This window comes from Pantoea sp. CTOTU49201 (assembly GCF_032054795.1).
Taxonomy (GTDB): Bacteria; Pseudomonadota; Gammaproteobacteria; order Enterobacterales; family Enterobacteriaceae; genus Pantoea; species Pantoea symbiotica.
Map to the genome: position 1 here is coordinate 1 of NZ_DAMBSA010000097.1, position 12,751 is coordinate 12,751.

Below are 12,751 nucleotides of genomic sequence, written 5' to 3' on the forward strand. Positions count from 1 at the left end.
GCCGGGATTGATCAACGGGGCCTCTGGCGTGGTATATCGTATGCCGTCTTCTGCTTGAAAAAAAAAACCGCTGGGAGAAACGCTGGCGCAACGCACCGGTTTGCCGGTGTTCGTGCAGCATGATATTTCTGCCTGGACGTTAGCCGAAGCACTGTTTGGTGCTTCCAGCGGCGCACAACATGTGATTCAGATTGTGATCGATGAAACCGTCGGCGCGGGCGTGATCAGCGGCGGACAACTGCTGCATAAAAATGGTCGCACGCTGGTGGAGATTGGGCATACGCAAATCGATCCTTACGGCCAGCAGTGTTATTGCGGCAATAACGGCTGTCTTGAAACCGTCGCCAGCATCGGAAGCTTGCTCACTCTCACCGCCCAGCGTTTGCCGTCGCAGCCGGACAGTGTATTGCATCAGACGCCGTTGACGATTGAGAGCTTATGCGCCGCCGCGCAGCAGGGCGATCGTCTGGCGCGTGATGTGATCGCTGGCGTCGGACATCATATTGGCCGCATGCTGGCGATGATGGTAAACATCTTTAATCCTCAACAAATTCTTATCGGTTCGCCGCTTAATCAAGCCGCCGATGTGCTGTTCCCTGCGGTGAGCAGTACCATTCGTCAGCAGGCGTTGCCCGCTTACAGCAGTGAAATCCAGCTCACACCAACGGCTTTCAGCGATCCCGGTACTTTTGGCGGTGCAGCCCTGATAAAAGACGCGCTCTATAGCGGCCACTTATTGGTAAAACTGTTGCAGGGATAATTACAGCTCGCCTTAAGTTTGTCCTAACGCAATCTGCCCGCGAAAACATTTCCTTAAACTGCCTCCTTCGCACGTTACACATCGCTTTAATGAAGGAGGAGAATGGTGAAAACGCTTTTTGTCACCGGTACCGACACCGCGGTGGGTAAAACCGTGGTATCCCGCGCGTTATTGCAGTGCTTTGCCAAGGCGAATCTCTGCGCCGCAGGTTTTAAACCTGTTGCCAAAAGCACGCAGCGCACACCCGAAGGCTTACGTAATAAAGATGCACTGCTGTTGCAGCAGGCTTCGGGCCTCACTCTCACTTATTCCGCCGTTAATCCTATCGCTTTGGAAGAGGATGAAATCAGCACCAGCCCGACGCAGCGCATTGATTATCCCTTACTCACACGCAGTCTGAACGATTTGCAGCAGCGCGCGGCGCGCGTAGTAGTTGAAGGCACCGGTGGCTGGCGCAGTTTAATGAACGACTTGCAGCCTTTGTCCGACTGGGTGCGGCAGGAGCATTTGCCGGTTGTGTTGGTAGTAGGTATTAAGGAAGGTTGCATCAGCCACGCTTTACTGACCGCAGAGGCCATTGCACAGGATGGATTGCAACTGGCGGGTTGGGTGGCAAACCGTATTAATCCCGGTCTGGCGCATTACGCTGAAATTATTGATGTTTTGAGTAACAAGTTAGGTGCACCTTTATTAGGCGAGTTGCCTTACCTGCCGCGTGCAGAGCAGCGGGAACTGAGCGGTTATCTGGATATTTCGCTGCTCGATGAGAACTTTACGCACGACAACAGTGCAAAGCCTGCGGCCTGATGAAACAAAATGCCGCAAATGATCAGTGGCTGAATCTAATGATTCAGATTCAGCCATCCTTTTTAAAGAATTAATTCCTCTATTATTCAATGCTTTACTCCCTGCATTTTATTGAACACTCTTCTCTGGCGTGATTCATGCATCAGCTGCTCTGATGAATATCTTGCCGGAGCACCTGTATGTCTCAATCAAATGAGAAAGGTTTGTTGTATGGGCTGAATGACCGCATCGGTCCATTGCCTGCATTTTGTGCCGCACTGCAACATGTGCTGGCCAGCGTCGTCGGCATTATTACGCCGCCGCTGATTATTGGTTCCGTTTTGGGATTACAGGCGTGGATCCCTTATCTGATCAGCATGTCGCTGTTGGTTTCCGGCTTGGGTACGTTCCTGCAGGCGCGTCGCTTTATGGGCATTGGTGCCGGCATGATCTGCTTGCAGGGCACCAGTTTTGCCTTTCTTGGTGTGATCCTGTCGGGCGGATTAATGGTCAAAGCACGCGGCGGATCGCCTGAAGAGATCATGGCGATGATCTTTGGCTGCAACCTGGTGGCGGCGATGATTCCGATGTTAATCAGCCGCTGCATCGCACCATTGCGCAAAGTGTTGACGCCGGTGGTCACCGGCACCGTTATTACCTTGATCGGCATCAGCCTGATTAAAGTCAGCATCACCGATTGCGCTGGTGGCCATAACGCCAGCGATTTTGGCGCACCCGGCAATCTGGCGCTCGGCGCCTTGACGCTGCTGGTGATTATTGTACTTAACCGTTCACAAAATCGCTGGACGCGGCTGGTTGCCGTGGTTGCCGGCATTGCAGCGGGCTGTATCGCCGCAGCGTTAACCGGTCATCTCACCCTCAAGCCAATGGGCGATACGCCGTGGCTGGTGTTGCCAGAACTGTTCCGTTTTGGTTTTGCCTTTGACTGGACCATCTTCATTCCCATCGCGCTGGTATCGGTGATTGCCGTGATTGAAGCGGTGGGCGACCTTACGGCGAACTGCATGTTGTCGCAGCAGCCGATTGAAGGCGAAGCGTTTGAGCGCCGCATGCAGGGCGGTATTTTCGCCGATGGCATCAGCTGTTTGCTCGCCGCCGTATTCTCGGCCTTTCCCAACACCACCTTTGCGCAAAATAACGGCGTCATCCAGATGACCGGCGTCGCCAGCCGTTTCGTTGGCATGGTGATCGGCGTGATGCTGGTGCTGCTCGGTATGTTCCCGGCGATTGGTACCATGCTGCAGCAGATTCCGCCGCCAGTCCTGGGCGGCGCGACCATCGTGATGTTTGGTAGCGTGGTGGCGGCCGGTATTCGCGTGATGACGCAAACGCCACTTGGCCGTCGCGAGATGCTGATTGTTGCCGTGTCGTTTGGTATCGGCTTAGGTGTTGAAGCAGTGCCTGATGTGCTGAAACAGTTCCCCACGCTGATCAACAATCTGTTTGGTCACGCGGTTACTACCGGTGGGATGCTGGCGATTATTTTGAATGTCGTGCTGCCTTCAGAGCGCAGCGAAGCAGTAGCGGCAAAAACGGCTGAGGAGTCGCATTAACGTGCAGGGTGCATACGCAAGAAGAGGCGGCAGATCGTAAAGACGCCATAAACCATCCATGGGGCTTGGCCCGCGCCATCCATGGCGCGGGACACTTTACTCCTCTGCCGCCTCTTCCTGCGTTTCAAGTATCGTGCGGTTTTATGGATTCAAACGACGGCGCGTACGTCCAGAACTGAGATAATCGGCAATGTAATCCTGCGATATCTCGCCGCTGTAACGACTTTCTTCATCGACAATCGGCATCCACACCGTGTTGTGCTCATACAGCTTCGACAGCACCACGCGCAAATTCTCTTCCGCTTTGCCGGTCACTTTAAAGGTATGCAGCATCTCTTCGCAGCGGCCCGTGGATCCGCGCGCTTCACGACGCTTAACAAATCCCAGTGGCTTGCCATCTTCATCAACCACCGTCACCGAGCGCATATCGTTATCGTCCATGGTAGCGAAAGCGTCCTGCAACGGCGTATTACGCTGCACGGTGATGGTCGGCTGCTGATCGGTGACATCGCCAGCCTGCACCAGCAACAAACGTTTCAGCGTACGGTCCTGCCCGACAAAAGAACCAACAAAGTCGTTCGCTGGTTTGGCTAACAGCTCATCCGGGCTGGCGCACTGCACAATTTTGCCCTGACCAAACACCGCAATGCGGTCGCCGAGTTTCAGCGCCTCATCAATATCATGACTAACTAGCATCACGGTTTTCTTCAACTGACGCTGCATTTCCAGGAACTCGTTCTGAATCACTTCACGGTTGATCGGGTCGACCGCGCCGAAAGGTTCATCCATCAGCAATACCGGTGGATCAGCGGCCAGCGCGCGAATCACGCCAATACGCTGCTGCTGACCGCCGGACATTTCACGCGGATAGCGATGCAGGAACTTGGTCGGATCGAGCGCCACCATGCTCATCAATTCTGTGGCGCGTTCGCGGCAGCGCTTCTTATCCCAGCCCAGCATGCGCGGCACCACGGTAATGTTCTCCTCGATTGTCATGTTCGGGAACAAACCAATCTGCTGGATCACGTAACCAATATTGCGGCGCAGGGTAACGGTATCTTGTCCGCTGGTATCTTCACCATTGATCAAAATCCTGCCGCTTGAGGACGGAATCAGGCGGTTGATCATCTTCAGCGTGGTGGTTTTGCCACAGCCCGATGGGCCGAGCAGCACGCACATTTCCCCGGCTGGCACTTCCAGGCTGACGTTATCAACGGCATTGAGTGACATGCCGTTCTTTTGCGTAAAGGTTTTCGTCAGGTTTTCCAGTTTTATCATTATCGAATCCCCTTAGGAGTCAGCGCCGACTGCAAACGGTGCAGCAGCCAATCAAGCACAATCGCGAGCAAACAAATCATCAAGGCACCAGCAATCAGCATGCGCACATCGCTGCCGCTGATACCGTCGAGCAGTTGCAGGCCCAAACCGCCCGCACCAATCACGGCGGCAATCGCCATTACGCCAACGTTCATCACCACCGCCGTACGAATACCGCCAAAAATCACCGGCAGCGCCATCGGAATTTCCACCCAGCGCAAACGCTGCCAGAAAGTCATGCCAATTCCACGACCAGCTTCGCGCAGTCCAGGAGACAGATTTTCCAGCGCGGTGTGGGTGTTACGTACAATCGGCAGCAAAGAGTAGAGGAACACCGCAGTAATCGCCGGAAGGGCACCGATGCCCTGACCGATCATTGAAAACAGCGGAATCATCAAACCAAACAACGCAATGGTGGGAATGGTTAACACAATGGTGGCGATGCCGAGCACCGGCGTGGCCAGCCACTTAAAGCGCACAATTAAAATGCCCAGCGGCACGCCAACGATAATGGCGAAACCTACCGCGACCAGCACCAGCCAGGTATGTTGCCAGGTAAGCGACATCAAGGTGTGCCAGTTATTCATGATGTAATGCAAGGTATCCACAGCGCCTCCTTACAGCATGTTCTTAGATTGAAGGAAATCACGCGCCACCTGTTGCGGCGACTGATGATCAATATCGACACGTTTGTTCATCTCGGTGATCGCTTCGTCATTAATCAATGCGGAAAGCTGATTAAGCGCCGTATCCAAGCCTGGATGGCTCTCCAGCACATCCTGACGCACCACCGGCGTGACGTTGTAACTCGGGAAGAAGTGCTTATCATCTTCTAACACTTTGAGTTCAAACCCTTTCACCCGGCCATCGGTGGTATAGATCAAACCTGCGTCAACAAAACCATCGCGAATCGCGTTGTAGACTAAGCCGGGATCCATCTGGCGAATCTGCGGACGATCGAGCGGCATGTCGTAGGCTTTCTGCAACGGCTTCAGGCCATCGGAACGGCCAGAGAACTCCAGGTCCAAACCGAGTTTCCAGTTATGATCCGGATCGTTCTTGCGTACCTCTTCCAGCTTCGCCACCAGTTGCGACATGGTGTTAATGCCTTCTTTCTCCGCGCGATCGCGTTGCATAGCAAACGCATAAGTATTGTTCATCGGTGCAGGGTTAAGCCAGACCAGACCTAACTTCGCATCCAGCTGTTTTACCGTTTTATACGCGTCTTCCGTCGACATCGGTTTATTGATGTGATTAAAGATGATCAGCGAGGTACCGGTGTATTCCCACGTCATATCAATCTGTTTATTGATCATCGCGTTACGACCAATGGTGGTGGCGATATTGGTCTTGGGGATCACCTGAAAACCTTTCTTCTGCAGCCAAATTACCGTCATCGCGGAGAGGATGTGCTGCTCAGTAAAGCTCTTGGTTGCCATGGTGATTGGTGTTGCAGCAGCGGCGCTTTGGCTGATTACCAGCGTCGCGGTCAGTGCCAGCGCAGTATGTTTTACCCAGCGCGCCAGCTTATTGGCAGTGGCCATCACAAAACTCCTTGTGTTAAGCCGCAGAGTGCGGGCTGAGATAACGTCCCAATGCCGCAAGCAGCATGTCGAGCACCAGCGCAACCAGCGCGGTTGCCACGGCGCCGAGGATCAGCGTAGGGAAGTCGTTGAGGTAGATGCCGGGGAAGATCAGTTCACCAAAGCTGCTGGCGCCGATCAGGAACGCCAATGGCGCGGTGCCAACGTTAATCGCCGTGGCGATGCGCACGCCGGCCAGAATCACCGGTAGCGCATTGGGAATTTCCACCTGACGCAAACGCTGAAACTTGGTCATACCTATACCGTTGGCGGCTTCGATTAGCGACGGCGGTACCGCGCTTAAACCGGCAAAAGTATTACGCACAATCGGCAGCAGCGAGGCGAGGAACAGGGCAATTAGCGCAGGACGATCGCCGATACCGACAATCACCATCGCCAGCGCCAATACTGCCAGCGGAGGTAGCGTGTTACCCACGTTGAAGATTTGCATCACGTACTCTGCCCAGCGACGGGCAAACGGACGACTCAGCAATATCCCGCTGGGAATCCCCACTAGTAGCGCGAAGAACATTGACCAAAACACCAAAAATAGATGCTGCTGCCCGAGATAAATCAAATCCTCCCGGCGGTCGCGCAGCGTATTCAGCCCCAGCCCCCAAACAAGCAGGGCAATCACCGCAACAATCGCGAGCAGAGCCAGCCCAGCGCGGCGGGCGAGCGATGCATTTTGCATAGCCAGTGTCTCCCTGATTCAAAAAATCGTTCGATGTGGTGATGTCATTTCCAGGATGGCGGCGCAGTGTTAAAACACACACATACGAAAATCCTTCACCCCGTTAAATTGCAGTTAAAATGACTATTAGCAGATGCTTTTTCAGTGAATAACTGGAAAGCACCGCTTAGACCTATAGCAATGCTTGTCGATAAGCGCCAGTTTCTGCGGCAAAATCAGACAGATAGAAATAATCAAAAACCGCATCTAACCCGCATGGAATAAGGCATCATCCGACAATAAAAAAATTTCATCGAAATAAGTGACGTCGTCACAGATGGGGCGCACGCAGAGGAAACTGGTCTGGTGAATTTTCAGCTAGCCTTGTTAGAAATTAGGGAGACGTATGACTGAAACTGCAGAATTGAACACGGAACATCGCCACTGGATTCTCATCGGCTGCATGCTCGCTATGTTTATGGCGGCGATTGAAGTCACTATCGTGGCCACCGCGATGCCGACCATCATTGCCGATCTTGGCGGCTTTTCGCAGTTTGGCTGGGTATTTTCCATCTATTTACTGACACAAGCCGTCAGCGTGCCGCTGTATGGCCGATTAGCAGACATGTGGGGCCGCAAACGGCTGCTGTTTATTGGCGTTTCGCTGTTCCTGCTGGGATCGATTCTGTGCGGATTCGCCCACAGCATGACATGGCTGATTCTGTTTCGCGCTTTTCAGGGTTTGGGTGCCGGCGCAATTATGCCGCTGACCTCCACCATTGTGGCTGACGTCTATTCCCCGCGCGAACGCGCCAACGTACAAGGCTGGCTCTCCAGCGTCTGGGGCGTGGCGGCAATCATTGGCCCGCTGAGCGGCGCGTGGCTGGTGCAGCACTTTAGCTGGTCGGTGATTTTCTGGGTTAACGTACCGATTGGCGCCATCGCCATGCTGCTGCTGGCGCGCTTCCTTCCATCGCGTGAGCAAAATCAGGCCACCACGCTCAATCTCACCGGCAGCTGCTGGCTGATGATCTGCGTGACGGCATTATTAGTCGCGCTATTGCAGGCCGAAGTACTTGGCTTCTGGCTGCTGCCGTTCCTGCTGCTGGCGGTCATCGCCGCCTGGCGTTTGAAACATCATGAACAGCGTGCCGATGCGCCGCTGTTTCCGCTGGAAATCTGGCGCAGTCGGCTCATTGTCGCTGGTAACATCGGCAATCTGATTATCGGTGCCAGCATGATGGGCATCAGCGCCTTTCTGCCGACGTGGATTCAGGGCATCACCGGCGGCACGCCGCTGCAGGCTGGCAGCGCATTGGCGATGATGTCGATTGGCTGGCCGCTGGCGAGCACCTTAAGCGGCAGGTTGATGCTTATCACTTCCTATCGCTTCACCGCGCAGTTGGGCGCGCTGCTGCTGATTGCTGGCAGTGCGTTGCTGCTGTTACTGCGCAGCGATAGCTCGATTATGCAGGCGGGCTTCACCGCCTTTGTGATTGGAACCGGTATGGGCATGACCAGCACCACGTTTCTGGTATCGGTACAGAACCATGCGCATTACGACATTCGCGGCATTTGCACCGCATCAATCATGTTCAGCCGCATGATCGGCTCAGCAATTGGTACCGCGTTATTAGGCGCGGTGCTGAACCTGAACTTGTCGCTTCGCCTGCCGCAGGCCGACGATCCGATGTAGAAAATTATGTCGCACGAAAGCCGTCAGGCGCTGCCAGAAGCGACGCTGCATAACTGGACCGGGCAAATCGCCAGCTCGTTACATTGGGTATTTGTGGTGTCGTTGTTGATTGCGCTGTTAACGCTGTGGGTAGCGTGGATGATGCCGCGGCAAAGGCCGGAAGTGGAATAAAAGCAGGGCGGCCAGAGAGCCGCCCGAAGTGTTACTGCGCGGGCGCATCCTGAGAGCTACCCGCGCCGTCTGGCACGTTGCTGTCGCCATCACGGCCATTTTTCTTGTAAACGATTTTCTGTGTGTCGTTCTCGCAATGACCCACAACCTGGCCGCCGACCTGATCAGCTTGATCATTGGCCACGATATCCAGCGTGAAGTCCGATTCGGCGACGCCGTTGTTGATGATTTTTTTGCTGATGTCCGCTTTGACACTTTCACAAGAAGCCTGCGCCAAAACCGGCAGCGACAACATCGCCATCAGCAGCACTGCATTACGTTGTTTCATCATTCACTCCTTTGGTCAGAAATCCTGTCAAAACTATAGCAGTGATAAACGATTAGGGTGCAAGTGGACGTCCGGTGCGGCGGTCAAGGCAACGCAGCGTATTCGGTTCCCAATAAGCGTTAACGTTGTAGCTCTTTTCGCAGGAGTCGCGGGTATCAAAAGCTTTATCCGTTTTATCGAACTCTTTCTCAACGCGCGTATTGACCTTGTTGCGCAGATTTTTAGTATCGTTCCACTGCTCTTTGCTCTGGCGCGCGGCTTCATTGCTGGAGGCGCTGCTGCCATCTTCAATGATCAGGCGATCGGTTTTTGCCGAAGCGATGGGCGCAGCCATTAACAGGCTCGACGTCACCACGGTCGCCAACAGGGCGGATAACAGTTTTTTCATCGTCATTTCCTTCAGTTAACACCAGCACAGCCGGGATCGCGGCTGTAACAACCATGGGCGCTAGTATATCATCGCTGCTTCTTTGCTCACCAGCGGTGAGCGCTTTGTTTAGCTTAGTGAGAGATTTTCTATGCTGGTAAAAACCGCCTTGCTGTTTTTTATCACTGCGATAGCGGAAATTGTTGGCTGTTTCCTGCCGTGGCTATGGTTGAAGAAGGGCATGACGGCCTGGCTGCTGGTGCCCGCCGCAGCGAGTCTGGCGCTGTTTGTTTGGTTGTTGACGCTACATCCCGCCGCGAGCGGGCGCGTCTATGCGGCCTATGGCGGCGTGTACGTGTTGACCGCGCTTATCTGGCTGCGCGTGGTGGATGGCGTAAAACTCAGTGCATGGGATTGGGTCGGCGCGCTGGTCGCCTTTAGCGGCATGTTGATAATCGTAACCGGCTGGGACCGCACGTAAACCGTAGGGTCGCCATTAATGGCGACCTGGTGCGCATGAATGCGCACCCTACAAAATCACATCAACCTTTATGCACTTTCAATCCTGCGGTGGTTTGCGTCACCGGCATAATCTCCAGCGTATTGATGTTGACGTGTTTCGGCAGCGTCGTCACCCAGTAGACCGCTTCGGTCACATCTTCCGCCGTTAACGCGGTGGTGCCTTCGTAAACCTGGCCCGCTTTATCATCATCGCCCTTGAAGCGCACGTTGGAGAATTCGGTGCCGCCCACCAAACCTGGCTCGATATCGGTCACGCGCAGCGCGGTGCCGTGCAGGTCAGTACGCAGATTCAGACTGAACTGGCGCACGAACGCTTTGGTCGCGCCATACACGTTGCCACCCAAATAAGGCCAGCTGCCCGCAATCGAACCGATATTCACGATATGACCGACGTTGCGCTCAACCATGGCAGGCAGCACCGCACGCGTCATGTACACCAACCCTTTGTTGTTGGTGTCGATCATATTTTCCCAGTCTTCGATATTGGCTTTGTGCGCCGGTTCCACACCCAGCGCCAGGCCAGCATTGTTCACCAGCACATCAATATTGCGCCATTCAGCGGGCAGGGAGGCAATCACTTCATCGATGGCTGCACGATTACGCACGTCCAGCTGAACGGTATACAGATTATCGCCCAATTCATCTTTCAACTCTTTTAAGCGCTCAGCGCGACGTCCGCTGGCGATCACTTTATGACCTGTAGCAATGAAGCGGCGGGTGATACTTTGACCAAAACCAGCGGTTGCGCCAGTAACAAAAATAATCATCTCACTGTTCCTTAAACGATTTCAGGTTATCAGCCACACCTTAGCATTAACCTCGAACCCATGCTCATGAAAACCAAAGGCAGCTTGTTGCAGGATTTTTCCTGCACATTGCGAGTGCATCAGCGCACCACAAAGACGCACGTCATCGGGCGCTAAATACGTCATGACTGACAAAACTCACCGCAATGTTAAATCGCAAACGTTTGCCAACCCAGGCAACCGGTTGCGCACACGTTTGCCAGGCAAGCTTGACATAAAAACCCGCCAAAACAACCTATTATATTGAAAGTAAACAGTATTTTTTGTTCTTTGCATTGGCATGCGCTTTGCAAACTATCTTTAAGGCAATCACCTGCACTTATAAAAAAGCACCAAGGAACCATTATGCCTTACGCACCCGAAACGCTGCTGCGCGCCAGCTTCTTTGATTTCACCGCTCTGGCCGCGCAGCCAGACGACATCGCTGCCAATGCGCGCTATCTCGAAGATGGCTTATTAACGCTGCGTGACGGCAAAGTGGTCAGCCTTGAAAGCTGGCAAATCGCGGAAGGGCGCGTTGATCACACACGCGTCACCGATCTGCGCGGCAAACTGATCGTGCCCGGCTTTATCGATACCCATATTCATTACCCGCAAACCGAGATGATCGGCGCCTTTGGCGAACAGCTGCTGGAGTGGCTCAATCAGTACACTTTCCCGGTAGAGAGCCAATATCACTGTCCCGATCACGCAGCAAAAATGTCAGCGTTCTTCCTGCATCAGCTATTGTCGAACGGCACGACAACAGCGCTGGTGTTCGGCACCGTGCATAAGCAGTCGGTTGATTCCCTGTTCAGCGCCGCACTGCAGCTGGATATGCGGCTCATCGCTGGCAAAGTGATGATGGATCGCAACGCACCGGAATACCTGACCGAAACGCCAGAAGAGAGCTATCAGCACACGCGTGAACTGATTGAGCGCTGGCATCAGCGCGGCCGCCTGAGCTATGCGCTAACGCCGCGCTTTGCGCCGACCTCATCACCCGAACTGCTGGATAAAGTGCGTCAGCTGCGCGAGGAGTTTCCTGATGTCTGGATGCACACGCACTTAAGTGAAAACCAGCAGGAGATCGCCTGGGTAAAAGCGTTATTCCCGGAGCGCGCAGGCTATCTTGATGTCTATCATCACCACCAACTCACCGGCAAACGCAGCGTGTTTGCGCACTGTTTGCATCTGGAAGATCAAGAGTGGCAATGCCTGCATGACACCGATTCATCGATCGCCTTTTGTCCAACGTCAAACCTGTTCCTCGGCAGCGGCTTATTCAACATCAAACGCTGCTGGCAGCAGGGCGTACGCATGGGCATTGGCACCGACGTGGGCGCAGGCACCACCTTTAATCTGCTGCAAACGCTGGGCGAAGCCTACAAAGTCGGCCAGCTACAGCAGTACAAACTCAGCGCCTGCGAAGCGTTCTATCACGCCACTTTGGGCGGTGCACACGCGCTCGATCTCGAAGACGTCATCGGCAACTTTAATCCCGGCAAAGAGGCTGATTTTGTCGTGCTCGATCCGGCGGTGTCGCCGCTGCAAAAGCTGCGTAACGGCAACAGCAAAGATATCTGGGAGCGGCTGTTTGTAATGATGACGCTCGGCGACGACCGCAACATTGCGCAAACCTGGGTGAGCGGCAAGCCGGTTTGGCAGCGCGAAAGTGAGGAGCAAATCGCATGATCCAGTTCTTACTCAACGATCGTTTAATTACCGAACGCGAGCTCGATCCCAATCTCACCGTGCTCAACTACCTGCGCGGTCAGCAGCATCGTCGCGGCACTAAAGAGGGTTGTGCCTCTGGCGATTGCGGCGCCTGCACCGTCACGCTCGGTAAAGTGGTAGATGGAGAGATGCAATATCAGGCGGTCAACAGCTGTTTGACGCTGGTAAGCAGCCTGCAGGGCAAGCAGCTGATTACGGTGGAAGATCTCAAGCAGGGGCGCGAATTGCACAGCGTGCAGCAAGCGATGGTGGATTGCCACGGTTCACAGTGCGGTTACTGCACGCCAGGTTTCGTGATGTCGCTGTTTACCCTGCAGAAAAACAGCGCAGGTTGGGATCGTCATCAGGCAGAACAGGCGCTGGCGGGCAATTTGTGTCGCTGTACCGGCTATCGTCCGATCATGGATGCGGCGCAGCAGGCATGCGAACAACCTGTTGCGGATGCCTTCAGC

Annotated in this window: 12 protein-coding genes and 2 pseudogenes; 7 read left to right on the forward strand and 7 right to left on the reverse strand. The window is 54.3% G+C overall.

Going from position 1 to position 12,751, the window contains the following annotated elements; all coding sequences use genetic code 11:
- The 3 genes and pseudogenes from RTY00_RS09305 to RTY00_RS09315 all read left to right on the forward strand — a co-directional run.
- A pseudogene (locus tag RTY00_RS09305) lies at nucleotides 1–760 on the forward strand (ROK family protein); the annotation flags it as partial.
- Nucleotides 761–862: 102 nt separating this feature from the next.
- On the forward strand, nucleotides 863–1,567 hold the full coding sequence (gene bioD, locus RTY00_RS09310) for a dethiobiotin synthase (protein ID WP_409519129.1): 705 nt from the start codon (nucleotides 863–865) through the stop codon (nucleotides 1,565–1,567).
- 179 nt (nucleotides 1,568–1,746) lie between these two features.
- Nucleotides 1,747–3,120 (forward strand): nucleobase:cation symporter-2 family protein, encoded by a 1,374-nt coding sequence (locus RTY00_RS09315; RefSeq protein ID WP_312664216.1) that lies wholly within the window; start codon nucleotides 1,747–1,749, stop codon nucleotides 3,118–3,120.
- A gap of 141 nt (nucleotides 3,121–3,261) precedes the next feature.
- Here RTY00_RS09315 and osmV read toward each other — a convergent pair whose 3' ends face one another.
- The 4 genes from osmV to RTY00_RS09335 are packed head-to-tail and all read right to left on the reverse strand — an operon-like array spanning nucleotide 3,262 to nucleotide 6,714.
- Nucleotides 3,262–4,398: an osmoprotectant ABC transporter ATP-binding protein OsmV gene (osmV, locus tag RTY00_RS09320; protein WP_312664217.1), complete on the reverse strand. Its 1,137-nt coding sequence runs from the start codon at nucleotides 4,396–4,398 to the stop codon at nucleotides 3,262–3,264.
- The gene (gene osmW, locus RTY00_RS09325; RefSeq protein ID WP_008108902.1) at nucleotides 4,398–5,045 is read right to left on the reverse strand and encodes an osmoprotectant ABC transporter permease OsmW; all 648 of its coding nucleotides are present in this window, start codon (nucleotides 5,043–5,045) and stop codon (nucleotides 4,398–4,400) included. The genes osmV and osmW overlap by 1 nt, the downstream gene beginning before the upstream one ends.
- Before the next feature lie 9 nt (nucleotides 5,046–5,054).
- Nucleotides 5,055–5,981 carry a glycine betaine ABC transporter substrate-binding protein gene (locus tag RTY00_RS09330; RefSeq protein ID WP_312664218.1) on the reverse strand — a complete coding sequence of 309 codons (927 nt, stop codon included), beginning with the start codon at nucleotides 5,979–5,981 and terminating at the stop codon, nucleotides 5,055–5,057.
- A 16-nt stretch (nucleotides 5,982–5,997) separates the two neighbouring features.
- Nucleotides 5,998–6,714 carry an ABC transporter permease gene (locus tag RTY00_RS09335; protein WP_008108907.1) on the reverse strand — a complete coding sequence of 239 codons (717 nt, stop codon included), beginning with the start codon at nucleotides 6,712–6,714 and terminating at the stop codon, nucleotides 5,998–6,000.
- A 385-nt stretch (nucleotides 6,715–7,099) separates the two neighbouring features.
- Here RTY00_RS09335 and RTY00_RS09340 point away from each other — a divergent pair.
- Nucleotides 7,100–8,560: pseudogene (locus tag RTY00_RS09340) on the forward strand (MDR family MFS transporter).
- Between the two features lie 31 nt (nucleotides 8,561–8,591).
- On the opposite strand, the gene RTY00_RS09345 reads toward RTY00_RS09340, so the two are convergent.
- A complete protein-coding gene (locus RTY00_RS09345) occupies nucleotides 8,592–8,888 on the reverse strand; it encodes a DUF1161 domain-containing protein (protein ID WP_312664219.1) in 297 nt (98 codons plus the stop codon).
- A 52-nt stretch (nucleotides 8,889–8,940) separates the two neighbouring features.
- Nucleotides 8,941–9,276 (reverse strand): DUF1283 family protein, encoded by a 336-nt coding sequence (locus RTY00_RS09350; RefSeq protein WP_179450799.1) that lies wholly within the window; start codon nucleotides 9,274–9,276, stop codon nucleotides 8,941–8,943.
- Between the two features lie 133 nt (nucleotides 9,277–9,409).
- Between RTY00_RS09350 and RTY00_RS09355 the strand changes: the two genes are divergently transcribed.
- Nucleotides 9,410–9,736, forward strand: coding sequence for a YnfA family protein (locus RTY00_RS09355; RefSeq protein ID WP_312664223.1), 327 nt, complete (start codon nucleotides 9,410–9,412; stop codon nucleotides 9,734–9,736).
- Nucleotides 9,737–9,797: 61 nt separating this feature from the next.
- Here RTY00_RS09355 and ydfG read toward each other — a convergent pair whose 3' ends face one another.
- A complete protein-coding gene (ydfG, locus tag RTY00_RS09360; protein ID WP_008104194.1) occupies nucleotides 9,798–10,544 on the reverse strand; it encodes a bifunctional NADP-dependent 3-hydroxy acid dehydrogenase/3-hydroxypropionate dehydrogenase YdfG in 747 nt (248 codons plus the stop codon).
- A 384-nt stretch (nucleotides 10,545–10,928) separates the two neighbouring features.
- On the opposite strand from ydfG, the gene guaD reads away from it, so the two are divergent.
- Together guaD and RTY00_RS09370 are read left to right on the forward strand one after the other, a co-directional pair.
- Nucleotides 10,929–12,257: a guanine deaminase gene (gene guaD / locus RTY00_RS09365; protein ID WP_312664220.1), complete on the forward strand. Its 1,329-nt coding sequence runs from the start codon at nucleotides 10,929–10,931 to the stop codon at nucleotides 12,255–12,257.
- Nucleotides 12,254–12,751, forward strand: a 498-nt coding sequence (locus RTY00_RS09370; protein WP_312664221.1) for a 2Fe-2S iron-sulfur cluster-binding protein, incomplete at its 3' end; no start/stop codon positions are given. The genes guaD and RTY00_RS09370, both read left to right, overlap by 4 nt.

What these genes read in the sequence shown, in the direction of transcription:
- bioD (WP_409519129.1), top strand. Translation starts at nt 863, where the DNA reads ATGGTGAAAACGCTTTTTGTCACCGGTACCGACACCGCGGTGGGTAAA.
- RTY00_RS09315 (WP_312664216.1), top strand. Translation starts at nt 1,747, where the DNA reads ATGTCTCAATCAAATGAGAAAGGTTTGTTGTATGGGCTGAATGACCGC.
- osmV (WP_312664217.1), bottom strand. Translation starts at nt 4,398, where the DNA reads ATGATAAAACTGGAAAACCTGACGAAAACCTTTACGCAAAAGAACGGC.
- RTY00_RS09330 (WP_312664218.1), bottom strand. Translation starts at nt 5,981, where the DNA reads ATGGCCACTGCCAATAAGCTGGCGCGCTGGGTAAAACATACTGCGCTG.
- RTY00_RS09335 (WP_008108907.1), bottom strand. Translation starts at nt 6,714, where the DNA reads ATGCAAAATGCATCGCTCGCCCGCCGCGCTGGGCTGGCTCTGCTCGCG.
- RTY00_RS09345 (WP_312664219.1), bottom strand. Translation starts at nt 8,888, where the DNA reads ATGAAACAACGTAATGCAGTGCTGCTGATGGCGATGTTGTCGCTGCCG.
- RTY00_RS09350 (WP_179450799.1), bottom strand. Translation starts at nt 9,276, where the DNA reads ATGAAAAAACTGTTATCCGCCCTGTTGGCGACCGTGGTGACGTCGAGC.
- ydfG (WP_008104194.1), bottom strand. Translation starts at nt 10,544, where the DNA reads ATGATTATTTTTGTTACTGGCGCAACCGCTGGTTTTGGTCAAAGTATC.
- guaD (WP_312664220.1), top strand. Translation starts at nt 10,929, where the DNA reads ATGCCTTACGCACCCGAAACGCTGCTGCGCGCCAGCTTCTTTGATTTC.